The organism is Reichenbachiella sp., from assembly GCF_965223055.1.
In the GTDB taxonomy this organism is placed as follows: Bacteria; Bacteroidota; Bacteroidia; order Cytophagales; family Cyclobacteriaceae; genus Reichenbachiella.
In genome coordinates, this window is sequence record NZ_CBDCVM010000003.1 from 97,611 (window position 1) to 123,186 (window position 25,576).

At 39.3% G+C, this 25,576-nt stretch carries 26 protein-coding genes; 11 read left to right on the forward strand and 15 right to left on the reverse strand.

The window, feature by feature from the left end; all coding sequences use genetic code 11:
- Positions 1–20: 20 nt before the first annotated feature.
- Positions 21–2,816 (forward strand): CHAT domain-containing protein, encoded by a 2,796-nt coding sequence (locus tag ACOQO5_RS00860; protein ID WP_420579783.1) that lies wholly within the window; start codon positions 21–23, stop codon positions 2,814–2,816.
- Positions 2,817–2,841: 25 nt separating this feature from the next.
- Here ACOQO5_RS00860 and ACOQO5_RS00865 read toward each other — a convergent pair whose 3' ends face one another.
- The gene (locus tag ACOQO5_RS00865) at positions 2,842–3,636 is read right to left on the reverse strand and encodes an alpha/beta fold hydrolase (RefSeq protein WP_420579784.1); all 795 of its coding nucleotides are present in this window, start codon (positions 3,634–3,636) and stop codon (positions 2,842–2,844) included.
- Between the two features lie 175 nt (positions 3,637–3,811).
- On the reverse strand, positions 3,812–5,458 hold the full coding sequence (locus tag ACOQO5_RS00870) for a dipeptidyl-peptidase 3 family protein (protein WP_420579785.1): 1,647 nt from the start codon (positions 5,456–5,458) through the stop codon (positions 3,812–3,814).
- 262 nt (positions 5,459–5,720) lie between these two features.
- Here ACOQO5_RS00870 and ACOQO5_RS00875 point away from each other — a divergent pair, with 262 nt between their 5' ends.
- Complete coding sequence (locus ACOQO5_RS00875; RefSeq protein ID WP_420579786.1) at positions 5,721–5,963, forward strand: hypothetical protein; 243 nt, start codon at positions 5,721–5,723, stop codon at positions 5,961–5,963.
- 9 nt (positions 5,964–5,972) lie between these two features.
- Here ACOQO5_RS00875 and ACOQO5_RS00880 read toward each other — a convergent pair whose 3' ends face one another.
- A complete protein-coding gene (locus tag ACOQO5_RS00880) occupies positions 5,973–6,566 on the reverse strand; it encodes an HAD family hydrolase (RefSeq protein WP_420579787.1) in 594 nt (197 codons plus the stop codon).
- A 90-nt stretch (positions 6,567–6,656) separates the two neighbouring features.
- On the opposite strand from ACOQO5_RS00880, the gene ACOQO5_RS00885 reads away from it, so the two are divergent.
- Complete coding sequence (locus tag ACOQO5_RS00885) at positions 6,657–6,893, forward strand: hypothetical protein (protein ID WP_420579788.1); 237 nt, start codon at positions 6,657–6,659, stop codon at positions 6,891–6,893.
- On the opposite strand, the gene ACOQO5_RS00890 is transcribed toward ACOQO5_RS00885, so the two are convergent.
- Together ACOQO5_RS00890 and ACOQO5_RS00895 are read right to left on the reverse strand one after the other, a co-directional pair.
- Positions 6,890–7,816, reverse strand: a complete 927-nt coding sequence (locus ACOQO5_RS00890) for an MBL fold metallo-hydrolase (protein WP_420579789.1) — start codon at positions 7,814–7,816, stop codon at positions 6,890–6,892. The genes ACOQO5_RS00885 and ACOQO5_RS00890 overlap by 4 nt on opposite strands.
- A 45-nt stretch (positions 7,817–7,861) precedes the next feature.
- Positions 7,862–8,527 carry a sulfotransferase domain-containing protein gene (locus tag ACOQO5_RS00895; protein ID WP_420579790.1) on the reverse strand — a complete coding sequence of 222 codons (666 nt, stop codon included), beginning with the start codon at positions 8,525–8,527 and terminating at the stop codon, positions 7,862–7,864.
- 119 nt (positions 8,528–8,646) lie between these two features.
- Here ACOQO5_RS00895 and ACOQO5_RS00900 point away from each other — a divergent pair, with 119 nt between their 5' ends.
- Positions 8,647–9,987, forward strand: coding sequence for a serine hydrolase domain-containing protein (locus tag ACOQO5_RS00900; protein ID WP_420579791.1), 1,341 nt, complete (start codon positions 8,647–8,649; stop codon positions 9,985–9,987).
- Here ACOQO5_RS00900 and ACOQO5_RS00905 read toward each other — a convergent pair.
- Positions 9,984–12,605, reverse strand: a complete 2,622-nt coding sequence (locus tag ACOQO5_RS00905; protein WP_420579792.1) for a hypothetical protein — start codon at positions 12,603–12,605, stop codon at positions 9,984–9,986. The genes ACOQO5_RS00900 and ACOQO5_RS00905 overlap by 4 nt on opposite strands.
- 143 nt (positions 12,606–12,748) lie before the next feature.
- On the opposite strand from ACOQO5_RS00905, the gene ACOQO5_RS00910 reads away from it, so the two are divergent.
- The 5 genes from ACOQO5_RS00910 to ACOQO5_RS00930 all read left to right on the forward strand — a co-directional run bounded on the left by ACOQO5_RS00910 (position 12,749) and on the right by ACOQO5_RS00930 (position 15,982).
- Positions 12,749–13,360 carry a class I SAM-dependent methyltransferase gene (locus tag ACOQO5_RS00910; protein WP_420579793.1) on the forward strand — a complete coding sequence of 204 codons (612 nt, stop codon included), beginning with the start codon at positions 12,749–12,751 and terminating at the stop codon, positions 13,358–13,360.
- 89 nt (positions 13,361–13,449) lie between these two features.
- A complete protein-coding gene (locus tag ACOQO5_RS00915; protein ID WP_420579794.1) occupies positions 13,450–14,352 on the forward strand; it encodes a DUF6089 family protein in 903 nt (300 codons plus the stop codon).
- A 49-nt stretch (positions 14,353–14,401) separates the two neighbouring features.
- Complete coding sequence (locus ACOQO5_RS00920; protein ID WP_420579795.1) at positions 14,402–14,830, forward strand: antitoxin Xre/MbcA/ParS toxin-binding domain-containing protein; 429 nt, start codon at positions 14,402–14,404, stop codon at positions 14,828–14,830.
- Positions 14,827–15,282 (forward strand): RES family NAD+ phosphorylase, encoded by a 456-nt coding sequence (locus ACOQO5_RS00925; RefSeq protein ID WP_420579796.1) that lies wholly within the window; start codon positions 14,827–14,829, stop codon positions 15,280–15,282. The genes ACOQO5_RS00920 and ACOQO5_RS00925 overlap by 4 nt, the downstream gene beginning before the upstream one ends.
- Positions 15,283–15,322: 40 nt before the next feature.
- On the forward strand, positions 15,323–15,982 hold the full coding sequence (locus ACOQO5_RS00930) for a DUF4159 domain-containing protein (RefSeq protein ID WP_420579797.1): 660 nt from the start codon (positions 15,323–15,325) through the stop codon (positions 15,980–15,982).
- Between the two features lie 18 nt (positions 15,983–16,000).
- On the opposite strand, the gene ACOQO5_RS00935 is transcribed toward ACOQO5_RS00930, so the two are convergent.
- The 9 genes from ACOQO5_RS00935 to ACOQO5_RS00975 all read right to left on the reverse strand — a co-directional run bounded on the left by ACOQO5_RS00935 (position 16,001) and on the right by ACOQO5_RS00975 (position 20,964).
- The gene (locus ACOQO5_RS00935; protein WP_420579798.1) at positions 16,001–16,291 is read right to left on the reverse strand and encodes a HigA family addiction module antitoxin; all 291 of its coding nucleotides are present in this window, start codon (positions 16,289–16,291) and stop codon (positions 16,001–16,003) included.
- Positions 16,285–16,572, reverse strand: coding sequence for a type II toxin-antitoxin system RelE/ParE family toxin (locus ACOQO5_RS00940; protein WP_420579799.1), 288 nt, complete (start codon positions 16,570–16,572; stop codon positions 16,285–16,287). Before ACOQO5_RS00940 ends, ACOQO5_RS00935 begins: the two co-directional genes overlap by 7 nt.
- A 38-nt stretch (positions 16,573–16,610) precedes the next feature.
- Positions 16,611–17,177 (reverse strand): pentapeptide repeat-containing protein, encoded by a 567-nt coding sequence (locus tag ACOQO5_RS00945; protein ID WP_420579800.1) that lies wholly within the window; start codon positions 17,175–17,177, stop codon positions 16,611–16,613.
- A gap of 5 nt (positions 17,178–17,182) precedes the next feature.
- Positions 17,183–17,791: a MarR family winged helix-turn-helix transcriptional regulator gene (locus ACOQO5_RS00950; RefSeq protein WP_420579801.1), complete on the reverse strand. Its 609-nt coding sequence runs from the start codon at positions 17,789–17,791 to the stop codon at positions 17,183–17,185.
- Positions 17,792–17,856: 65 nt separating this feature from the next.
- Positions 17,857–18,357, reverse strand: a complete 501-nt coding sequence (locus tag ACOQO5_RS00955) for a DUF2024 family protein (protein WP_420579802.1) — start codon at positions 18,355–18,357, stop codon at positions 17,857–17,859.
- A gap of 43 nt (positions 18,358–18,400) precedes the next feature.
- Positions 18,401–18,634 carry a thioredoxin family protein gene (locus ACOQO5_RS00960; protein ID WP_420579803.1) on the reverse strand — a complete coding sequence of 78 codons (234 nt, stop codon included), beginning with the start codon at positions 18,632–18,634 and terminating at the stop codon, positions 18,401–18,403.
- A 99-nt stretch (positions 18,635–18,733) separates the two neighbouring features.
- Positions 18,734–19,579, reverse strand: a complete 846-nt coding sequence (locus ACOQO5_RS00965; protein ID WP_420579804.1) for a TolB family protein — start codon at positions 19,577–19,579, stop codon at positions 18,734–18,736.
- Positions 19,576–20,232 carry a hypothetical protein gene (locus ACOQO5_RS00970; protein WP_420579805.1) on the reverse strand — a complete coding sequence of 219 codons (657 nt, stop codon included), beginning with the start codon at positions 20,230–20,232 and terminating at the stop codon, positions 19,576–19,578. The genes ACOQO5_RS00965 and ACOQO5_RS00970 overlap by 4 nt, the downstream gene beginning before the upstream one ends.
- Positions 20,233–20,307: 75 nt before the next feature.
- Complete coding sequence (locus tag ACOQO5_RS00975) at positions 20,308–20,964, reverse strand: LysE family translocator (protein ID WP_420579806.1); 657 nt, start codon at positions 20,962–20,964, stop codon at positions 20,308–20,310.
- 218 nt (positions 20,965–21,182) lie between these two features.
- On the opposite strand from ACOQO5_RS00975, the gene ACOQO5_RS00980 reads away from it, so the two are divergent.
- Both ACOQO5_RS00980 and fdhF read left to right on the forward strand, forming a co-directional pair.
- The gene (locus tag ACOQO5_RS00980) at positions 21,183–22,829 is read left to right on the forward strand and encodes an NADH-ubiquinone oxidoreductase-F iron-sulfur binding region domain-containing protein (RefSeq protein WP_420579807.1); all 1,647 of its coding nucleotides are present in this window, start codon (positions 21,183–21,185) and stop codon (positions 22,827–22,829) included.
- A 12-nt stretch (positions 22,830–22,841) separates the two neighbouring features.
- Complete coding sequence (fdhF, locus tag ACOQO5_RS00985; protein WP_420579808.1) at positions 22,842–25,568, forward strand: formate dehydrogenase subunit alpha; 2,727 nt, start codon at positions 22,842–22,844, stop codon at positions 25,566–25,568.
- Positions 25,569–25,576: the final 8 nt, after the last annotated feature.

Below are 25,576 nucleotides of genomic sequence, written 5' to 3' on the forward strand. Positions count from 1 at the left end.
GAAGCATTAACAGTAAACTTTTGAGGCAGCTCCTTATTCTTTCTGATATGGCTTTTCGCGCTACCCTTCTCATTGCATTCCTCCTTGTAATTACAAGTACTGTGCATTCCCAAAACCTGGCCTACAACAAAGGCGAGGCTACAAAACAGAAGTATGCCATTTCCTTCGCTGATCAAACACAGATCGTGTACGATGGTATGGATATCAAAAAAATTCACCAGGATTTTTTCCTATCTGGTGATCGCGCCTATTATACCGGACACTACTTAAACGCAAGCGGTCGCTACATGTATTCACTCAAGCGATTTATGCCCAGCGAGTCTGAAATGAAATTGACCGACAGTTTCAAAATGTCACCTTATGGCCTTTCTACAGCTGTGAAATACGATAAATTAAACAACGAACAGATTAAAGAGTTTACGGCCCTGGTCAATGCTTCTGCGCTACTCTACCAGACCAGAGGTAAATTCATTAAAGCTGAAGAGCTGATGCTTCTAGGCCTCAAAGTTCGAGGAGATCGATTGGGTCGAACCAGCCCTGAGTTCATCAATAGCCTGCACAACCTAGCTGTACTCAAAAAGAACCTTGGAGACTACGCGGAGTCAGAAAGAATTTTCAATTACGTGGTTCCCACACTTGAAAAATTATACTCTAAAAACTCTCAACGATATGTCGTGGCACTTAACAACCAAGCCATGCTCTTTGCTGAGTTGGGGCGCACGAAAAAAGCCATTGCTGGATTAGACGCCGCCATGCAATTGTCAGAAGGTTCTCTGTATGACAACTTCATAGATGCAGAGCGAATCATGACCAACAGAGCGCTTCTGGCACAAGAGTTAGGTGATCCAACACTGGCAAGTCAACTGTACCAATCGGCTATGGCTGGAATGGAACGAAAAGGCTTCGACAACCACCCCGACTATAACAATATCCTGATCTACTATGGGGCACTGTTAGTAGTCAACAAAGATCAAAACGTTCTCCCATTTTTAGAGGAAACTATTTCAGGCATCAAAAGAAAGTATGGAGGGAAACATCCATTATTAGCTAGAGCCATACTAAACAAGGCCGATTATTATCTGTATCAAGAAGATTATGAATCAGCAAAAATCACCTTCGGAAAAGCGCTAGAAATTCTTCAATCTGCCTTTGGTGATGAACATAAAGACGTGCTCAATACCCTAAATTATATTGGAATTTGTCAGTGGCAGCTTGGAAATATGGCCTCAGCCAAACAAAATCTGGACCGGTCCATTAATGGTTATATAAAGCAATTGGATGACTTGTTTGTATCGATGAGCGAGGCAGAAAAGACCCAGTTTTGGCAAGCACTCAAGCCAAACATAGATCATTATATGGCCTTTGCAGTAGATATTGCTGGTCAATACCCTAAAGTCCTTCGTTCTGCTTATGAACTCCAGATTAGAACAAAAGGTATTTTGATTAATTCCACTACTCGTACACGTCAAACAATTTTGAATAGTGGAAACACTGAACTCATCGAACTCTTCAACGAGTTCAGACAAACCAAAAGCCTCTTAGCCATCTATTATGCTTCTACCAAAGAAGACATTGCCGAAGACAAAATCAACCTCGCAGAACTTGAGGCAAAAGCCAACCAACTGGAAAAAGAACTAACGCGACTATCCAGTGACTTCGAACGATCCAAGGTAGCAAGCACTTCATTTACTGCTGCCAAAAATATGCTCAAAGCAGATGAATCTGCCTTAGAGATCGTACGCATACCCCGAAAGTTTGGAGAGAGTCGCGGTCAGGTACATTATGCAGCCTTTATACTCAAGCCTCATTATGATGAGCCACAGCTCGTGCTACTAACCAATGGATACGAGCTGGAAACTAAATACATAAAACTTTACAAGAATTTAGTGAGGCTAAAAATGGAGGACCAACAGTCCTATAAGAACTACTGGGCACCAATCGAAGATCATCTCTCAGGGACTTCTAAAGTTTTTGTATCTGTAGACGGAGTGTACAATAGTATCAACATCAACACCTTACTCAATCCAGCAGGCGAGTACTTGATTGATCAGAGGGAGTACAACATGATTCCAAATACAAAATACATGGATGAAGTTCGAAATGAAAATTTGAGTTTTCATGCTAATAAAGAGGCCATTTTGATTGGCTATCCTGAATATGGTAATGATGAAATATTTGCTCCACTCCCAGGTACACGGGACGAACTCATCGCGATCAACGCTACCTTGAACAGTGAAAATGTTCAAACGCAAATGTACCTACAGACAGAAGCCACCAAATCTAAAATGATCAAAATCGAAAACCCAGGCATCTTGCATATTGCAACACACGGCTTTTTCCTTCCTGACTTATCAAACCACAAAGGAATGATCATGGGCGTGCAGGTTTCGAAGGCTCAAAATAATCCTTTATTGCGATCTGGATTGCTCTTCACTGGAGCGGCTAACATTTACAATGAAGAGTTGAGTTTGAATGCAGGAGATAATGGCATACTCAATGCGTACGAAGTCATGAACATGAATTTAAACAACACCGACCTGGTCATTATGTCTGCCTGTGAAACAGGTACTGGAGAAATTATAAACGGCGAAGGGGTTTATGGACTTTCACGCTCTTTTCAGGTGGCAGGGTCTAAGAAAATAATCATGAGTCTCTGGAAGGTGAATGATGCCGCGACCAAAGCATTGATGACTTCCTTTTATGGCTATTGGATGACACTGGGTGATCCGCAAATAGCATTCAGAAAAGCACAACAAAAAGTGAAGGAGGAGTTTGAATCTCCTTACTACTGGGGTGCTTTTGTCATGATGAATTGAGTCGTCTTTTACCAGTTGTTAGCATTCATCTATAATCATTCGCCTTTAATTCTTTAAGAATTTCTTCCAGTTTTTGATTGAACACTTCAGGTTGCTCTACCATAGGAAAGTGACCAGTTTCACTCATTTCAAAAACTTTAAAATCCAATCCCGTATTTTTCAAGCCAACGGTATCGACTGGTGACATATCACTAGAAATCAAAAAGAGTGGCACATTCAAATTAGCCAATCGTTCCTGCTCAGAATAAGGATAATTCAAATAAGCTCGAATGGCTGGTATGGAAGCGTCAGGATTTGCTATTTTATAATCCTCGACAATTCTTTTTCTCACTAAACTATCCATTCCTTCAAAAATCAAGTATTGATCTGCATAAACTGACGAATTATTAGCAAAATCAGCGCTGAGCCATTCTACAAAACCATCGGCTTCAGTCTTTAACTCATCGTTCAATTTTTGTTGAACTTCTTTATAGTTATCTACACCAATCATTGCAATAACCTTATCATTCCCTTGAGCCGCCTCTAAAATAATCCGGCCACCCATCGAATGCCCGATCAAGATTACTTTACTCAATTCAAGGTGATCGATTAAAGCTTTGATGTCATTTGCATAGGCATCGATAGTGTAGACTGACTTCAGATTTTTCGAGTCACCAAAGCCTGGCAAATCCATAGCGACGATTTGATAGTTCTGATGGAATTTTTCCTGTTGTAGATCCCAGTAAGATTTGTTGATATTCCATCCATGAACAAATAGAAAAGTAATTTCTCCGTCACCAGATATGGAATAACTAATTTCTGATTGGTCAGTCTTTAACACGCGAATTGATATTTTATTTGAGGTTGATTTTTTGGGCTGGCATGAGACCAAACAGAACATAGCAAAAAATAAAATTGAATTGAGTTTCATTGTTAAAGGTTTAGGTAATTGAAAAGGCCCGTTGGTCAAACGGGCCTATATATCATCTCAATGCTATTACTTGCTTCAAGGTTGCTTAGCTATTGTCAGATTGCAGACCCAATACCTCGACACCTTGTTTGAAGACAATGTCTCTTGGAATTCCAGCTTCGCCCACTCGATCCAAATCTTTTTGTAATTCTGGTCCAACAATGCCTTTTTCTCGGAATAACGCATCTACTCCGGCGTAGTCTCCATCTCCTTGCAATTTCAAAATCACTCCAGACAGAGAGTTCATAGCTGCTTGAAATTCTTCGAAATTCACTTTGTATGTGCCATTTTCAGGATTGTAACTAAAGGCGTTTTGTTCTTTGAAGTAGTTGAACCGAATCATATTGGCCTTGCCATGTGCACTGCTTGCACCAAACCTCACAGATCTGAAAATACCTGCCAAGAAAGTGGTGTAGTAGTCCATCAACTCTCCTTCGATTTCACCTTTCTCCTGTAATTGTGTCACCATGTATAAACCAAGAATATCTGCTTTCCCTTCTTCCAAAGCAGAACCATGCTCTTTGAGCGCTTGCCGTACAGTTCCGCTTCCATCAATTGTATTTTTGATTCCCAAGCCGTGTGCCACTTCATGAAACATAGTATTGGCAAAAAAAGCATCGAAAGTCACGTGCTTTCTTTGCGACTCATCAATCAATAGATTATTGATCGGTACCATGATCTTGTCGAATTTTGCTCTCATAGCATTCTTCAACTGCAGCCTACGCGTTCCTTTTTCTAACTGAACTCTTTCATCATTTGGTAAGTTAATTGCAATGGTTTTTCCACCAGAATTACAGTCGCCAGCGTAATAAATCACATCATAGGCATTCAGGTCTGAATCCGTTCCTGGGGACTCTCTTTTATAATCTTCATCCACTGGAAGGTTTTCTTGCAATTCTGGCAAGAATGAAACGAACTTAGCGAGACGCTCGCTCCATTCCATGTCTTTAATCAGTACATAGGCCTCATGAGCTGCTTTATAATTGTACAGTTTATCTTCATAGTTTTCTATCGGTCCTACTACAAAGTCGATCATATTCGACTTCATATCCATCCATTGCAAGTCACTAGCCAAATAATCATCTGACAACAGAGCATCAGCCCGAAGATTCAAATAGGTGCTGAATCCTTCATCATCAGCCAATTCAGCTGCCTGTCTGAGCAAACTCGCTGCTTGCTTCACCTGTTCAGCAAAAGCCTCATTGAAGGGAACTGTAAACAATTCTCCAGCTTCATTCCTTCGAATTAGTGTATAAAGACTTGTTTTATTAGGGTCATCGAAAGCCTCGAACTCCTCTTTTGTCATATCGACAGGATAATACTGCGCTCCGGCAGGTTTTTCGCCAACTCCTTCTACAAAAGGTTCATCGCCCCTCAGCCTATCCCATGGGCCATAGTTTATTGTAGCGAACTGCCTGGTATCATCATCTGTCAAGTTATTCAGCAAGGCATTTTTGTCTCCATAAGCCTCCTTCCAAAATAGATCATCCATTATCTTAGACACTTCTATGAGCATAGGAATTATTTGACGCTGATTATCAGACAAACCGTTCAAATCGGCCGTTAAAGTATATTCTGCGTACTCATTTACTCGAGCAGACATATCTATTGACGGGGTTTGCTTGGGTGTTTCTTTTGGAGAGCAAGAGAAAAGGATAACGCCTAAAGTCAGGCTAACACTGAAATTTTTCATCTGGGTATTGTTTTTTGTGGACGGTGAAGATAACAAATGACAGTAGTAATATAAAAAGCAGATCAGAGCTTATTTGAACTAATCCAAGAATTAAATCGTACAGCACTTGACAAAACGACCTTTTAGGTACGTTTTTTGCTACACAAATGGAAATGAATTGTACAAAATCTAGATAATTAGAAAAATCGGGTTATATTCCATAAAGAAACTAATAATCAACAATTCACGTTGATTAGAGAAATAAACTAGAATTATTTAAAGTATGGCGGAGCAAAAGCAAAAAGGAAGACCAGCAACCAAACCAGTCGCGCTAAAAGAAGGATATTACATTGAATTAAGAACAAAAGGATCAAGTTCTGCAATCAAATTGCGTAGAAATAGCATGGCTGAAATAGAATTTGCCACTAAACAATACGAAAAAAGTAAAATTGTGAATTACTTGGGTCAGGTTAAGGATGGCAAGTGGGTAGATGGCAAAAACAAAGGAAAGAAAACAAGTTCATAATTTTATAATTCACAAGTATTTAGTCACATCAACGACCTTCATTCCTGCGGCTTCTGCTGCTTGCATGCCTGGTTTCCCGTCTTCAAATACTACACAATCTTCAGGATCTATACCTATTAACTCTGCACATTTTAGAAATGTTTCCGGATGTGGTTTGTAATGGGACACCTCTGTCGCCGTGACAACATGAGAGATGTATTTTGAAAGATTGAATCTTTCAAATAGTTCATTCACTACTTTTCTATTGCTACCAGTGCCCACTGCCATGGGTAGTTTATGATGAAAGTCTCTGATGATTTCGAATACCGGAGTAATCAGCTGAATCCTGTCTAGATTACTTTCTACAAATAGTCGTTTCGCTTCCAGGGCCTGCTCAATATCAAAATTAGTGATCTCATAATCCTTTTCAATAAGCCTCATGGTGTCTTTGGTAGGAATTCCTCCACGACTTTCAAAAATTGCTTTAGGATAATCAACACCATAAGGCGCCAATGCATGATTGTAACCCTCATGATGAAGAGGCATAGAATCCAAAATGGTTCCGTCAAGATCAAAAATCAAACCCTTAGCTTTTGAAGGTACTGGAATAGTAATTGAATGCATTCTTGTATTTTTGTAGCAAACCTAACAGAAAAGGAAACAACGAAGGTTCTGATTTTGTAAGCTTTTCGTTAATCTACCTTATTCGTAAAAATGATTGAACTCCGAATATCGGCTAAACACTCAGAAGAAATAATCTGGAAATCTCAGTTGGAAGAATGGTGTGCAGCTCACAAAATCACAACCGATAGTTCTCTTGAAGTACCAGAACTTCAGGAAGGCAACAAAATAGTTAGAGGAATTGAATCCATTGATAAATTCTTAAAAGAATACAAGGTTTTTATGGACGATTGGTACGATTGCCGATGTGATAAATGGAATGAAGCTTAATCGGTATGAACCAAATAAAAGAAGGTTTCACCGTTTTCTGAAGAATATATAGTCGCGTCCTTACCAAACACTGCGGTAATAGTCTCCGTATAACAATTTCCATTTACGATACATTCAAGCAAACTCTTTGAATTAAGTAAGTATTGATAAGATACTTTAGGAGAGCCATGCGCTCCATACAGGGTGTAACTCTCATCTATTATTGAGATGAATTTGTCCATACTTCTCAAATAGGTTCGAAGATCGTTTGCATCGAAAGCAAAAAGAGCCCCGCTATATAAAAAATCCCCGGTAAAAGCTCTTTTTTTATCATGGTCCACTATAACTACTGACTCCCGTGAATGCCCCGGAAGGTTTATTATTTGAATATTTTTCCCTCCTAAGTCTATATTCTTTTCTAAAGGCAACCATTCATTTACTGTGATTGACAAAGGTCTTGACCCTACAAATAATTCATGCTTACTAAAAGAATAAACGTTTTCATCATTCACACCATCCTTCAAAAACGACAGACTAGGAAGAGCAATTCGATCAAATTCAGATACGTTTTGATTATGATCAAAATGAAAATGAGAAAGTAAAAGTGTTACTTCCAGATCAGTGAGCTCTTTTACTTTGTATGACATTCGATTACCGTCTTGCCCTTTGTTTTCGCCGGTTCCAGAATCAAACATGATCGCTCTTTTATCTCCCGCTATTAAATAACTTACATTTGCTTGTGAACTTCTAGGCTCCTGCAAGGCCCATGTTTGACTATCAATAGATTGGACAGTGTACCAGTTCTCCTTTTGGGCCTGAGAAATGACAGGTTCATTCTCAGTATTACATCCTTGCCCCAATAGTACAAGGGCAAAGACAGCATAATTAGGCTTAAATATCATTCGGTTGGTCAATTGTATAGACGAGTAATATAATAATTCCACAAAAATATTTCTACAGTAAATCTCTCCTTCAACTATAGATGTCGTCTATTTGGCTTGCTTTTGAAGTAAAGAAAACAATTGAACTGGTGTCGTATTTAGGAATTTTTGAATACTCTCGAGCTTGGCGTTTTGATCTCTAACTAGGTCTTCATAACTCAACGAAAACACTTGATGTTGATGAAGTGCTTGCAGTACGTTATCCCTATTACTATTAGACTTTTCAACATATAGATTGAACTCCTTCTCTTCAATTGTTACGTGTTCTTTATGACTGTTTTTAGTTTGAGTACTGCTCCAAGCATCAGACTCTTGAGCAACCAGAAGTGAAGAAAATGTCGCCTTCCTATCTGTTCTACTTAGATCAATGACCTTAATGTCCTTGTTAGAAACAATTTCTTCGAATACATGAATATATTGGTCCTTGTACAACTGTTCATAGAAAATTTTACATCCCACCGATTGAATAGCTGAGTGATGGCTATTCCAAATAGCATGTTCTAGCCCAATTGAAATTTTTCTCTCATTGAGAATTTCTCCAAAGGAAATGATGTGAGGATTAGAATTTAATAAGGTGTGTAGCCAGGTGGAACCGGTTCGCGGATGGCAAAGAATAACAAATCGTTGAAAATCTGTCGTTTGACCAAACGGAATCTTTTCCAGCAACCATTTCCTTTTTAATATTTTCTGCGTATTCCAATAATTTTTATCCAATAGCAAACTCAGTCATCTTTAGATTAAATATTCTTATCTATGCCCTTTATAATATTAACTAGTCATGCTAAGTTAGTAGTTAATGATAAAGGACTTACAAGCTTCAAAACTAAAATGATATGAAAATAGCCAAGTGGGTATTCATTGCCATAGTGTCTTGTGGATTAATATCTGGGGTACTCACCTACTACCCGAAATTAGTAATCATGTCAGGTTATACGGCTAAGATTGCTTGTTCTTGTACTTTTATAGGGCAATTGAATGAAGAGACAATTCGTACTAAAGAATTGAATTTTGGTCCGCTTCAATTGGCCAACTTCAAAATAGATAAAACGGAAAAATCCGTTACAGCTTCGGTATTTGGACTTTACCCTAAAACTGCTGTATACAGAAAAGGTTTGGGATGCGCTTTGTTGACAGCACTCGAACCAAATGAAGCCTACCGTACTCATATTGAACCATTCAAACAAAAACATGACAGTCTGCTTCACTGGTTCGACAATAGATCACTTCCTACCTCGCCAGCATTAGCTAAAGCTATCAACAGTGCTTTTATCGAAGAGAATCCTGATTCACCAAAAAACACACGGGCCGTGGTGGTTTTGCATAAAGGCCAACTCATAGGTGAGCAATATGCCCCAGAAGTGAATAAAGACACCCCACTTCTAGGCTGGTCGATGACAAAAAGTTTGACTTCGACTCTTTATGGCATTCTTTCGGATAGAAATGTCTTGGATATCAATGACAAGACAAACATTCCGGAATGGCAAAATGATAGTAGGTCAAAGATCACATGGAAGCATCTGTTGCAAATGAATAGTGGACTGAAATGGAAAGAAGACTACACCGATTTGAGTGATGCAGTCACCATGTTATTCAACAGTGATGCCATTGGTGAATATGCCCAAAGTGTTCCTGCCGAATCGGATCCTGAAACAGTATGGATATATTCTTCAGGCACGAGTAATATTCTCTCCAGTCAAATGAAAAAACATTTCAAATCTCGAGAAGATTATCTCCAATTTCCATATACTCAACTATTTGGTAGATTGGGCATGTACAGCATGAGAATCGAAACGGATGCCACAGGAGATTTTGTAGGTTCTTCTTATGCCTGGGCCACTGCGCGAGATTGGGCCAAAATAGGACAACTCTATCTTCAAAATGGCGTCTGGGAAGGAGAATCTATTCTTACTCCTGAGTGGGTTTCATTTGTTCAAGAGCCAGCAGCAGGATCAGACCAACTCTATGGCGGTCATTTCTGGATCAATAGTGGTGGCAGGTTTTCTAATATTCCTTTAGACGCCTACAGCATGAATGGATTTCACAGTCAACGTGTTATGATAATTCCTTCCGAAGATTTAGTTATTGTTCGGCTAGGCGTAACCTACAAACGTGGAGATTTTGATTTCAATGAATGGTATGGTGAAATTCTAACGGCTGTAGAAAAGGAGTACTAATCCTCACAAACCAGTTGTTCATACGTTTCTTCTCTATAGGCTTCCGAGAAAAGTTTATTGCCATTGGTATCATAATAAACAACGACATAAAAACCCGCTTCTGAAACGGCTGTTTCGGTAAAATACAGCTGAGTATCAGTATTTCCTAAGTTCATCACATCGTGAAAAGCCGTGGGTATAATCAATCCTTTTGCACTATGATATACTCCATACCCTTCTTCTTTTCGAATAAGAAGAATCTTCTCTTCGGGTTTATCTTTTATATATTCATAGTATCTAATATCTGATAAACTCATAGTTCCATTAGACATATTCACAATATTCCAACTTCCCTCCTTCAACCCTAAAAAACTGGTGTCTGACCAGTACTCTATCTGCTCAAAACTTGGCTCTACTATGAGTTCGTTTTGATTATCTAATAGCCCGTACAATCCTTCATCATTTACAACGAACAATTTAGAATTATAGGGTTTGATTTTCTCCTGGTAATCCATCCTAAGCAATACCTTATCTCTAAAATTATACCCACCAAATTTCCCATCATACAATACTGCAGCCACTTCATTGTCAGCAGCACTAATGGCATCATAGCGAATGCGCATGATCAAACGCCCATCTAATCCTACGGCACCATACTTCTCACTCTTTTTCACAAAAAATGCGCTATCAGATATATATCCTAACTCATCACAAATCATCCGAAATTGCTCTACACCATTTTTGTACAATATATTCTCTCTTCCTTCCTTCACTACCAAAAAGTGTGTGTCCGTTTTAATTTTAGGCCCAATAGATTTTAGATATTGACCTTCAGTGATTTCTACTATTTGTTTGTTTGGAAATATGGCCATCCCATCCATATCTCTAAATACAATAGCAATATCCTCTCCCAACAGTTTCAATGAATCTACCCCAATAATAGGGTCATCATAAATGTTTTTATTATAGACAAACCACTTGCCATTTTTTGTCATCCCCAGCCACTCATCATTTTGAAGAACATTTTGATATGTATTTGATGAAAGTTGTCCTTGTCCTGGATCAAAAGTCATATAACCCTCTGACAATTCAATAACCCATGTTTCATGCTTTGTATTTATCCTTTTAGTGTTTTCTGGAGTGATTTTTTCCAATCGATCATTTATCAATTCTTCACTATTCTCAAGAAATCCAATAATGTACTTTTCATTGATCAATTCAACCTCTTCGTATGGTAAATGCAATTTGAAAGCACGCTTATCAATACTCTTAATTTCTTGAAGATCGGATACCCCATAACTATTATTCTGTCGGAAGACCCAAAAAGGACCTTTGATGAAAATATCATCATATACTGGTTGAATATATTTCTTTCCAGTCACAGACATTACACCTGCTTTTCCATTGAATTCATAAACTATCAAACTGTTTCCTAATAACTGCAAATTTTCGTACCCTGCATTTAGCAATCTAAATCCAGACTTATGAATCAAGCCAAAGCTTCCACCTTCTTCTACAGCCAACAATCCATTGCCAAGATCTTCCACCCGACCATCAAACCCTTCAAATACTACTTCTCCATTTCTATTTAACAACTGTCTACCCTCTGTAGATTCTACTAACAACAATTCATCGAGTATATTTCCACAACGATATTTGTCATCCACTTTCAAATAGGTATTGTTTAGAAAGTCATCTCCATTCAATTTGCTAAAACCGAATTTTCCTTTTTGGTGATCCAGAAAAAGAGATTGGCTATTGAGTTTTTCTAATTGTTGAATTGAGTCCATAAAATTGGATCTAATCCCAAACTCTTCAGCCAGACCAGAGAAATTAACATTATCTAAATAATAGAGCATGCTCTGCACTCTTAAGGAAAGAACCGGATTGTGGAATTTCCGAAGAAAATCTACCATTCTATCGGAATTCAATTCACCTACATAGTCTTCAAATATTTTGCGCTCTATGGAATGGCGATAGGGTGTCTTAGGTTCTTCAATTAGAAACTTCTCGAGATCTTCAATTTTGCCTGAACTCGTCTTATCTTCATACACTAATTTATCATATTGAATTTGTGCTTTTTCTGTTTGGGCAGCATTAGGGTATTTCTCTAAAAATTCCGCATATGCTTGCCAGGTATTTTTGGATTCAACCTCGGTAAATACTAATTGATTCCGCTTAGCCAAAGCCAGTTCAAAATCTGCAGCTCCTTCATAATTCGCTATAAAATGCTCATATGCATCAATCCCTCCTTTGCTTGAGGCCAAAGCAAATGCCATACTATCAATGGCCATTTTTTTGTTTTTGAGATCATATTCAAATAGATCCGCATCTTCAAGTTCATCAAGGTGGTCTTCATTTTGAAGCTTGATATGCTCGCAGGCGTATTCGATATATAAATGAGCAGTATCTAAATGATATTTAGGATAATTTTCATTTGAGTAAAGTAAAGCCCAAACATATTCTGTCGCAGGATTGAGGCTATCTTCTTTCATCGACTTGGTGAGTATGCCTTCCACCTTTTCATAGTCCCCTTTATCGTAAGCACGAAGCGCCTGCTTCGTCTTCTCAGCAAAAATGGAATGAGAACACAATAAAAAGCAGCTCAAAACAATGAAGAAAATAGATCCTTTTTTCATACGTTCGCTAAAATACAAAGAGTCTTTGACACGATTATACAAATACTCTTTACGGAATATTTGTTGATATCATAAAGCTCAAAATCGAAATTAGACTTTATATCATAAATTCGCCAATACTACCACAACGATCATTTTGCTTTATGACTACACAGCAACTCAACAAATATTTAGGGAATATAGATTTATACCTGTTAGACCAAATACTTAAAGAAAACGTAGATCCAAAATCCAAAATTCTTGATGCTGGATGCGGTGAAGGCAGAAATCTCATCTATTTCCTTAATCACGGGTTTGATGTATATGGCATGGACCAAAATGAAGAAGCCATTCGAATGCTACAATTCATTATTGGATCCAATTATTCTCATTACACCAAAGACCGATTCCAGATTGGAAAATTGTCCAAACTATCTTACAATGATGATGAGTTTGATTATATCATTTGTTCAGCTGTATTGCATTTTGCTCAATCAGAAAATCATTTTTGGCAAATGATTAGAGAATTAAATAGAGTGCTTCAACCTAATGGAACCCTTTTTATCCGAATGGCTTCTGATATTGGTTTGCAGGGCCATGAAAGTCTTTCTGACGGAAGATATAGTCTACCGGATGGCAGTCAAAGATTCTTAATCACTGAAGGTATGATCTCAACTTTCATCAATGATTACAATTACACTAGAATTGAACCTGTGAAAACGGTGAATGTAGAAAACCAAAGATGCATGACCACCCTTGTCCTAAAAAAGAAATAATAGAAATCAGACAATTGTAGCATATTGCTTCGATCCGGCCGTTATCTTTTCGATGATTACATTAAATTTACCTTGTTGCACAGGTATATATGATTAAAAAAATTATTCTACTATCCTCTTTTTGTCTGATCACTCTGACCAGCCAAAGCCAAAGCTTTTTGGGATGGCAATTGCATGATCGATACTTCTCGATTTATGCTGGTACAGGATGGACAGGATATATGGGAGACCTGACCAACGGCAAACCACTTTCTGATGGGTTGTCTCATATGAATTTTGGTGTTGAAGCAAGACTGCTAACTCGGATAGCAGCTAGAATTCAGTTTTCCAGATATAAACTAGAGGGGACAGACAAAAATGCTGCTGACAGTTCGTATAACAGACAACGAAATCTCTCCTTTCATTCCACCAACTACGAATGGCAAGTAGAAGGCGTCTACTATTTCCTAAAGTATCGGGGAAAATACCACAAGAGAAGGACCTACGAACCCTACATAGCGGCTGGATTCGGCAAAACTTATTTTAATCCAAAGGCAGATTTTACTGACATTAATGACGTAACTACCACCTACGATTTAAGAAAAATTGGTACTGAAACAGAGTCCTACGGAAAGTCCGCCTGGATCATACCTGTCAATTTAGGAGTAAAAGCAGCACTCAATGAATTTCTAAATCTTTCGCTTGATTTAGGCTATCGATTTACATTTTCGGGACATTTGGATGATGTCTATGGCTTCTATGGAGGCCCATTCGAAGATGGCACTATAGAAGCTTCATTGAGCAATAGAAAAAATGAAGTACCAGAAATAAACAAAGAAGCCTATGATGCTATGGTTCCTGGTGCCCAGCGTGGGAATCTAAAAAATGATGGTTATTTTCTAATCAACGTAAATATTGAGCTTTATCTCCCACAAGACCTGTTCAGAGGTAAAAATGGAAGGCAAAGAAAAGAGAAAATTTTAGGTAAACCTTCCGCTTACGATAAAAAGTAAAAACTCCTTTTTGAATTGGTATTTTTACCTTTAATCATTACCTTTGGGTATGGGCGCGGAGTCAAAACCATACAAATCAAAAGAGGACTTTCCTTCTACCGTTTCTGAGCCAGAAATCTTGTATGCCATCAGAAAGCACGACATCAACTCTGGTCACATCAGTATGCTCAAAGATTTATCAGGTCTTAAAGACGATTTGCTTTCTGATGCACTAAACATGAATACCAAAACCTTTAGGTCTTATAAGCAAACACCCTCTCCTATCAAACCCCATGTAAGAGAGCATGTACTAGCCCTCCTCTCACTCTACAATCATGGCATTGCCGTTTTTGGCTCTAGCCAAAAATTCAACCAATGGCTGAGTAAGATCAATTTTTATTTTGACAATGATTCGCCAATCAATTTCATCAACACTATCAGTGGCATCATACACATCGACCAGCGCTTATCCGCCATCGAATACGGCGACAACGTATGATAGTATACCGGGTTTGCCATGCTAAATTTTCCGATCAACTAGCAAGCTCTGGAAGAGCCAATCGGTGGAATCAGCGATCACAAGAAGTGATTTATACCTCTAGTACTATATCTCTATGCGCCTTAGAGCTACTTGCACATACCAGCGGCATTCGACCTAGCGGAATCTTTAAGGTATTACACATAAAAATAGCCGACACCACGGAAGTACAAACTATCCACCAAGATCAACTACCGTCAGACTGGTCAAGCTTGAAAGCCTACAGCACTACTCAGCGCCTAGGAAGCAAATGGTACGAAAACATGAATTCCCTTGTACTCAGCGTTCCATCTGCTATCATCCCTCAAGAATCTAATTACATCATCAACACTCGGCATGAGAGCTTTTCAAAAAATGTCCATCTAATCGAAACTACAGACTTCATCTGGGATCATAGATTTCCAGAGCTTTAGACTAAAATCTCAAACAATTGTGCTACGTTTAAAGTGAATTATGATAAAATACATTTTCCTTCTTTGCAGTTTGTTTTTGGTGGTAGTAGACGGCCACGGGCAAGATAAAATCAAACTAGCCAAACTAAAGTATGATGGAGGTGGAGATTGGTACGCCAACAAAACAGCACTCCCAAACCTTGCGTCGTTTTGCAACAGACACCTGAGGATGGACTTAGACAAAGTAGATGAAGTAGTTGAGGTTGGGAGTCCTGATATATTTCTATTTCCATATATCTATTTAACTGGTCATGGCAACGTGGTTTTCAATTCCAGACAAGCAGAGAATCTGCGCAATTACATGATTGCTGGTGGATTTCTTCACATAGACGACAACTATGGCATGGATCAATTCATTCGTCTGGAAATGAAGAAGGTCTTTCCGGAATTGGAATTTGTAGAACTACCCTTCAATCACCCTATCTATGATCAAAAATTCAAGTTCAAAAATGGACTTCCTAAAATTCACGAACACGATGGCAAACCTCCACAAGGTTTAGGCTTAATCTATGAGGGCCGATTGGTGTGCTTTTATTCTTATGAATCAGATCTTGGCAATGGATGGGAAGACCAGTCGATCTACAACGACCTAGAAAGCAAAAGACAAGAGGCACTTAAAATGGGCGCCAATATTTTGTCTTATGCTTTTATGAATTTTTAGAATCTATAAATATTTAATTCAGACGAATTCAAATTTCTCAATTTTCCTGAATTCACTTTCTTTTTCAGCATGAGCATTTCTGAGGTCGTACTCTCGCTGCAAATTCATCCAAAACTCTTCTGTGGTGCCGAAAAATTTAGACAAACGAATAGCTGTATCAGCTGAAATTGATCGCTTACCTTTTACAATCTGACTAATTCTGGTTTGCTGAACTCCAATTTCCTTAGCTAACTTATAAGCTGAGATATTCATTGGCTTCAAAAACTCCTCTTCTAATATTTCCCCCGGGTGTATGTTTGTTTTCAACATAAGTGATAATCAATTATTTGAACATCTTGGGCATTCGAATTAACCCATCTAAAAATAACTCTCCATTGATCATTAATACTAACTGACCAATAATCATTGAAGTTTCCTTTTAACTTATGCAAGCGATTAGATGGTGGAACTTTCATATCCTGAATATCACCTGCTGCACTTATCATGATCAGTTTTCTAAGCGCTCTATTGGCAATTTCATCACTCCATTTGTTCGTCCTTACTCCTCTCCAAACCTTTTCAGTATGCTTAGAGCCGAAACTTTCAATCATATTAACAAATATGAATGGTATCTTGAAAAGATATTAATTTAATCCACTCTAATATCAAACTGATCCAGCAAACCAATCAAGCCTTCTCTTGAGAACCAGGCTTTCGTGACTTTATTGTTGTGCGGGTTAATAGAGAAATGAAGCGCTGTTCGAAAGTCAGCCTTTTCAAGATTGGTATGCTCAAATTGGGCTTTGGTTAAGTTGCATACCGCAAACTTTGATTCGCTCAGATCTGCTTCTACAAAATCCGCTTCTTCCAAGCTACAATCGTTAAAAGATGTCCCTTTCAATTTGATCTGATAAAAAGACGCCAGATTCATCAAGCACTTCTCAAAACTCATTTCTAACAAAAAGTGGTTGCAGGAGGAGAAATCCACACCTTGCAGTTTACATCCCTTAAATCGTACATCTTTGAATGCCGTGTCACCCAACTTTACTCCAGAGAAATCGCAATCTTCAAAGTCGCAATCCATAAATACGCGATGAGATAAGTTGACTTCAGAAAAAAGACAATTTTTGAAAACGCAGCTTTCGTATTCTCCATTTTCAAATCCACTTTCAGAAAAGTCTAAACTTTCAAAGGTTTGGTCGTAAAATGATTCCATATTTTTTAGGAATGTTTTGATTCATATTCGGGGCAATCTATTCGGATGTCCCCTGCACCAAGCGACTGATTGAGGAAATGACAGTAGTCCTGATTGCCCTTTTTTTCATAAAATTGACATGAAAAACACGTGCGTTGTACACTAAGAATCCCCGACTGATTGAGTTGAAAAATCAAGTTCAATAGCGATTGATAGATGTCTGCTAATTGTGTATTTTCCAATTTATTCAGTTCAGATCCCACGGGGGCAGCAAACTGCTCGATTCCTGTTAGTATCTGTTTCCCACTAGTAGTCAATCCAATAATATAACTTCTACTGTCACCACCCGCATCTTTCTTTTCAATAAACCCTTTGAGCAACAAGACTCTAACCGCATCACTTACGGTAGGCTTAGTCACATTAAACTCCTGCGCCAGATAGCTCACCTTACAAAGCTCTGGTTTGTGATAAGCAACAAATACGATGATCTGAATTTGAATTGGGCTTAACCCAGTGGCTTTTGATTGATCCCATAAAAGCGTTTTGAACACTTCTGAAATACGCTCCAGTCCCACCACCACTTTACTAGTGAGGTTCTCCTGCTGCGACTCGGTATCAAATGCACTCTTTTTCATAAAATTGTCTAGCGGGCATGAAGCCCGCCAGACAAAGTTAGTATTCCTAATTAGTAGGCCAAGGTTTAGACACAATTTTCGAACTCTATGATGTCAAAGCCTTTAACTTCAATAGCTCGAACGGTCTCGTCAGTCGCTCTTTCAATGTGACAGAACTCACACTTCCTGATCTCCACATTTTCTACATCCAACTCCTTGCTTGCCAAAAATTGATTGGCGTATGCAAGGATTTGATCTCTCTCCTGCACTTCCGTGGAAACCAAAATGTCAAAGTGCATCAACAGACCATCTGTACGGTTTACATAGGCATCCCAAACAGCTATATCCATTACTCTTTGTTTACCCTGATACGGAAGAGATAAATCCCCACTAGCTACACTGCATACCTCATATACACCGAGCATCGGTTTGTCACTCAAAGAAGTATTCACTTGCATATAAGCCGTGACACCGTCGTAACTAAAGGATGTTTGGTTATTCATTCGATACATCGAAACGATAACTCGGTTAAATGCCCCTATCGTGATAGATAGAATCATAAAGGTGAACATCATTACGTATTTCATTATTTTATAATAAGGATTCCTAACTTAATAAGTTAAAAAAATATTAAGAATTCAAATCTGCGAGTGAAGCACCAAAATTGATGTGCAATACATTACCAGATGGCGTAACCAAGGCTGGTACAGACTTTACACCTGCTTCTTCTGCAATACTCACTTTTCCCTTGTCTTCACCGAGATGTACAACTTCTACTGTATTAGCATCGATTAAACCTAACACCTCTTGCTCAGCACTTACACATACTGGACAACCTGCGTGATAAAAAATTGACTTGTTCATAATTATTCATGTTTTGTGTTTGACAATATTGTCAATACAATTATAGTAAGGATTCCTTACTTTAAAGCTTGCAACATGAAAATATTTCAGAAAATTCAATTAATCTGCCTTTACAGCAAAGGATGGGGTATAATTATAACCTGATCTGGTAAGCGCTCTTAGGTTTGAACCATCTGCATTCATCAGGTAGATTTGCTGATCATTGCGTTTATTGCCTCGTTCGAAAACGATGAGCCCACCATCCGGAGACCATCTGGCTCTAATATCCATGAGAGGGTTTTTGGTCAGTCTAGTGACTTGACCAGACGACATATCCATTTTATATATCTCCATGTTGCCATGAAAATTTCCATAGTAAAGCATCGTGCCCTGATCTGGTGATAACTGCGGCATGAGTTTGTCTCCTTTTCCGCTAGACAACTGCTGTTGATCAGACCCATCAGGCTTCATACTCATGATTTGATAAATCCCGTTTATCTGGCTAGAGTAATATATCCGACCATTTGATGCCCAGGATGGCATCGTGTTGTTCCGCCCTGAGGATATTTGTTTGATTGCCTTACCAACTTTGGTCATCGTAAAAATTTCTGATCCGCCATTTCTGCTAGACACAAATACGATTTGATTACCATCGGGAGACCAGGAAGGGCTATACTCCGCACTACTTGCATCCGTAAGTTGTTTGAATTCTTCTGATTCCAAATCCATCAACCAAATCTTCCACCACCCTTTTCGTTCAGAAGTAAAAACCATGAGCCCTCCGTCTGGAGACATCATCGGGCTACTATCCTTCCTCGGATGATTAGTAACTTGCTTTATACGTCCATCCTGATTGATCGAATAGATATTGTCGTTGTTGTTTACTTGCTTAGTAAATAGGATTTCATATTCCTGAGCACATACGAACTGGGTGGTAACTAATAAAAGAACAAATATTTTTTTCATGGTCTCAAAAGATCTAACCTATCCATGAGTGGCTGGCCTCTCACATTCAACAAAAAATGTCCGACTCCGGGGAAAATTTCCAGATTGGATTTAATACCTAGCTTTTCAAACTTGGATTGTAGTGATTGACTACTTCGCACCCAATAACCGTCGTCTGCTCCTACCAGCAGTTGCACTTTCACGTCCTTTAGTTTTTTGAAATTCTCCTCAGCAGCAGATACGCTGGCAGGCATTCCTGTAACGCTATGAAATAATTCGGGCGCAGCCATGACCAGCTTAAAAACGGGCGAACTATTGGCACTGAAGCATACGGCATGGAACCTATCTCCCTCTATGCTGTAGTTTTTTTGTAGATAATCCCTAATTGTCTTTACAGCCTGCTTCTCCCCTGTCCCCAGGTAAATAGGTGCATCAATCAATATCCAGGAGTCGTTAGATTTAAATTTCTTCCAATAATAAGACCCTTCTAGACTTTCTAATTCAGACGGACCGATGGCCACAGGATATGCTCTAGTAGCATCGTATGATTTAGGCAGGTGCAGAATAAATTGGACTTCTTTTCCTGATTCTGTGCTAGTGGTAATCAGTTCAGGTTGTGCCAAGACATTACCTCCTATCAGAAGCACCATCAACGTATGTATTATTGTTTTCATACCACTAGTTTACTTTCTTTATTGGATAATGTTTATCGTAAAGTGACCACCAGTGATAATTGGGATAAACTGTTTTTACTTGGACCCTCCAAAGCTGGTCGGCTTATTCACCATGAATGTCAATAGCCCTAATAAAATATAAATTGATCCACTCAAGTATTTCTGGATGGTGGTAAACTTGGTACTCGTTCTAAAATACTTCACCAGTTTGCCCGACACCAAGACATAACACATGTCACTCACAAAGGCGATAATCAAAAATATCAGGCCTAAAAACAGAATTTGAGAAGTAGTTCCTCCCTTGTCTGTACTAATAAACTGAGGTAAAAAGGCAAAGAAGAAAATGGCAGATTTCGGACTTAAAGTATTCACAACAATTCCTTCATAAAATATGCTACTAAACGATTTTCTCTCTTTCTTGACTGACTCAATAGGTGTTGTTTTATCAGTAAGCTTCTTGATGCCCAAATAGATGAGATACGCCGCTCCTCCATATTTCAATATAGAAAATGCAGTAGCTGAAGCAACCAATAACGCAGAAATCCCAACGGATGCGGCAATTACATGAACCATCGCCCCGACACCAACCCCAAGCACAGAAGCCAAACCAGCTTTGTACCCTTGCTCTATACTTTTCGTCATAATGTAAAGCAATGCAGGTCCGGGGACGACAATCAGGATAGTGGCTGCAGTGATGAAAAGAAGAATATTTTCTGGGTTGGGCAATATCATGTGAGTAGTTTTTATATTCCTAATACCCCTACGGGAACCGTTATATAATGTTCAATCATCAAAACTAAACGACACCATGTATCAAAATGTATGGTCTGATACTTCGTACTAATGTCAATTATTCATTGAGATTTATTCCTTAACTTTAATCACGCAGTAAATTAATTGTAACCCAAATATCTCGTGATGCACTGCGTATCAGGAGAATGATAACTGACATGTCAGAAAATTTAAGTGAGCTATCCGGCAGAAAAGGACTGAAAGACAACCTATTTGATAAACTGGGGCAGTTGGCCCAACCATCAGGTACCCCCAGCAACGAAGACCTCGAGAAATTGGCCAATGAATTTCTCATAGGGACTGCAAACACCTATGGGACTGCTACATTTTATGATTTTCTCAAACCAGAAAACAAGGGTAAAAAAGTTTATGTCTGCAATGGAACTGCCTGCCTTTGTGCGGGAACTCAAGAGCAGGTAATAAGCGATCTAAAAGGTCATTTCCAAGAGGAAGAAATTGGACATATGACTTGTTTGGGGAGGTGTCATGAGAACCACGCTTTTCATTATGATGGAAAAAACTACTCTGGTGGACAACATACAATTGCGGAAATTATCAACCAGTCCAATACTACCGAAGACCTATATACCGTCAAGGCGTTGACGCAACAGATATTGACGGCACCTTTCACTTCAATAGAGGAATACTATGCGCCGTTTAAGGCAGCACTTCATCGAAAAAAGGACGCTGTGTTAGAACAAATTAAGATATCCAACATCAGAGGACGTGGTGGTGCCGGATTTCCCATGGGATCAAAACTTGAATTTTGTAAAAAAGCGCCGGGTGATGTCAAGTTCATCATTTGCAATGCCGATGAGGGTGATCCGGGCGCGTACTCAGACCGTTATCTACTGGAACATCAGCCACACGCGGTTCTTTTCGGTATGCTTGTCTCAGGATATGTTACCGGTGCTCATCATGGGGTGGTTTACATTCGGGCCGAATACCCGAAGTCTGCTGAAATTGTACAGCAAGCCATTGATGATCTCAGATCCAATGGCCTTATTGGCGAAAATATTGACAATAGTAGTTTTGATTTTGACTTTAAGGTCATCAGGGCTCAGGGCTCTTATATCTGTGGAGAGGAAACAGCCTTAATTAATTCAATCGAAGGACAACGCCCGGAAGTCAGAGTTCGACCTCCATATCCTGCTCAAAGAGGTCTATTCAACAAACCAACTGTAGTCAACAATGTGGAGACACTGGCCGCTTTGCATTTTATTATTAAAAATGGTGGTAAAGTCTGGAAAGACATTGGTACAGAAAAATCTTCAGGCACAAAACTGATCTGTTTAGATAGCTTTTTCTGCAACCCTGGGTTGTATGAAGTAGAAATGGGTACTCCCCTTTCTGTCGTGGTCAATGAGCTTGGAGGAGGGTTCAAAAGGCCAGTGAAGGCCATGCAAATTGGAGGACCTCTTGGCGGTTTGGTTCCGGTTTCCAGAATCGATGACCTCACTATTGATTTTGAATCCTTTGGATCCAATGGATTTCTACTGGGACATGCATCCGTCGTTTGTGTTCCTGAAGACTTCCCTATTATGAAGTTTATTGAGCATTTATTTGATTTTGCTTCTTACGAAAGTTGTGGAAAGTGCTTCCCTTGTCGACTGGGAACAAAACGAGGACAAGAACTAGCTACCAAAGCACTTTCATCAGATTACAAAATTGACCAAGCCTTGTTCGATGATTTGTTAAATACACTAGAGCAAGGTTCTTTATGTGCGCATGGAGGTGGTATTCCTTTGCCTGTGAGAAATGCCTTGGAATATTTTGAGGATGAATTGAAGCAGTACTTCAACTAATATTGAATGGATATGAAATACGCATACATTAACAACCAAAAATTTGAAATTAAAGAGGGAGAAACCATGCTTTCCTTTTTAAAAAGATATAAAGGTGAAGACGCTGTTCCTACCCTATGCGATGCGCCAAATCTCGATCCTTTCGGTTCCTGCAGGGTTTGTAGTGTAGCTGTTGCCGTAGAACAAGATGGTGCTACAAAAACCATGGCTTCCTGCCATACGCCTGTCATGGAAGGGCAATACATCTATCCTGATACTCAGGAAATTAAAAGCCTGAGAAAAAACATATTGGAATTGGTACTGACAGACCATCCTCTGGATTGTCTTACCTGTGAGGTAAATGGAAACTGTGAACTACAAACTGTAGCTGCCCAAGTGGGTATCAGAGAGGTGCGATATCCCGAAGGAGAAAATCACTTAGATCGCCAAAAAGATCTCAGCCACCCCTACTTGACATCGGATTTATCCAAATGTATCAATTGCTATCGATGTGTACGTGCATGCGATGAAGTGCAAGGTCAAATGGTGTTGAGCATGGCTGGAAGAGGTTTTGATTCGAAGATTGTAAAGGGACACGATGAGTCCTTTATGGATTCTGACTGTGTGAGCTGTGGTGCTTGTTCACAGGCCTGTCCAACTTCAGCCATATCTGACGTTTTTCAATCTAAGTCAATTAAAGCGACTGAAAAAACCAGAACTATCTGTACCTACTGTGGCGTAGGTTGTAATCTGGAGGTTTCCACTTCAAATGGAGAAATATTGAGCATCCAAGCGCCCTACGATGCAGCAGCCAATGGAGGACATACCTGCCTAAAAGGTCGTTACGCTTTTAAGTTCTATAATCACCCGGAGAGGCTCACCAGTCCAATGATCAAAAAGAATGGTGAATTCGAAAAAGTCAGCTGGGATGAAGCCTATGATTTTATTGTAAGCGAATTCGACAGAATAAAATCGACTGAAGGCCCAGACGCGATTGCTGGTATATCATCGGCTCGTACTCCGAACGAGGAAAACTACTTGATGCAAAAATTCATTAGAGCTGTGGTTGGCACTAACAACATTGACTGCTGTGCCAGGGTGTGTCACTCTCCTACGGCGCTGGGTATGCAGAGAGCATTTGGTACGGGAGCAGCAACAAACTCAATCGAAGATTTAGATCATGCTGAGTTTATTTTGGTCATTGGGGCTAACCCAACAGACGCCCACCCAGTAACAGGTGCCAAGATCAAACAAAGGATGATGAAGGGCGTGCCTAGTATTGTGATCGATCCAAGAAAAATTGAGCTGGCCAAATTTGCAACCTATCATCTCCAGTTAAAACCTGGAACCAATGTCGCGCTTCTTAATATGATGTTGTATTACATTATTTCAGAAGGTGTGGAGGATAAAAGCTTTATTGACAACCGTACTGAGGGCTATGATGAAATGAAAGCCGAAATCCTAAAATTGGATATGGATGACATGGCCGAAGTTACCGGTGTAGATAAGAATCTGGTAAAAGAAGCTGCTTTAGCCTATGCCAATGCTAAAGCAGCCATGGAATTTCACGGATTAGGTGTAACTGAGCACCTACAGGGAACTTTCACGGTACAGCTGATTGCTGATTTGGCCATGATCACTGGAAATATTGGAAAAAAAGGTGCAGGAGTAAATCCTTTAAGAGGACAAAACAACGTACAAGGAGCAGCTGACATGGGCGCCCAACCTCACCAAGGAGCCGGTTATCTGGATGTTACTGATCCTACGGTTAACAGTCAATACAATACATTTTATGGAGTCGATGTACCGAGTCATATTGGGTTCAAAATACCAGAAATGTTTGATGCAGCCATTACAGGTGATTTGAAAGCGCTTTGGATCATTGGTGAAGATGTAGTTCAAACCGATCCTAATACTAACAAGGTAATCAAAGCCCTAGATAACTTGGATTTGCTGGTAGTGCAGGAGCTGTTTATGACAGAAACTGCACGCCGTGCAACTGTGATTCTACCGGGAGCCTCCTTTCTCGAAAAAGAAGGAACCTTCACCAATGGGGAACGAAGAATACAGCGTGTGAACAAAGTAGTGGAGCCACTCGAAGGTTGTAAATCAGATGGCCAAATTATTGTGGACGTGATGAACCGAATGGGCTACAATCAACCAGACTATACTGCTAAAGGCATGTTGGAAGAAATCTCCCAAATCGTTCCTTTCTTTAAAGGAGTGAAATGGGAAGAACTTGGAGATAATGGCAAGCAATGGCCAGTGCTTGAAGATGGATCTGACACTCAAATGTTACACATTGAACAATTCAAAAAAGGCAAGGGTAGTTTTCAATTCTTCGATTACAAAAAGTCTAGAGAAGTGGAACGAAACGAAAAAGACTTCCCCTATATCATTACTACCAATAGAGAACTGGAACACTACAACTGCGGGGCTATGACTCGTAGGACTGGAAATGTGGATATCCTTACTGAAGATGTGCTAATGATTCATCCCGACGACGCCAATAAAGAAGGAATATCTAATGGAGACTTTGTTTGCGTAGAGAGTGCTCGGGGTAAAGTAGACATCAAAGCAGCTGTAACCAATGAAATGAAACCGGGCATTTTAAGTTCAACTTTTCATTTTCCAGAAATCATGCTGAATATAATTACTTCTGACGAACACTGTACTGAAGCGATGTGCCCCGAGTACAAAGTAGTAGCCGTCAGAATTAGAAAAAGTAAGGGCAAGCATAAGCAACTTGCCGAGGCATAAGTCATTAT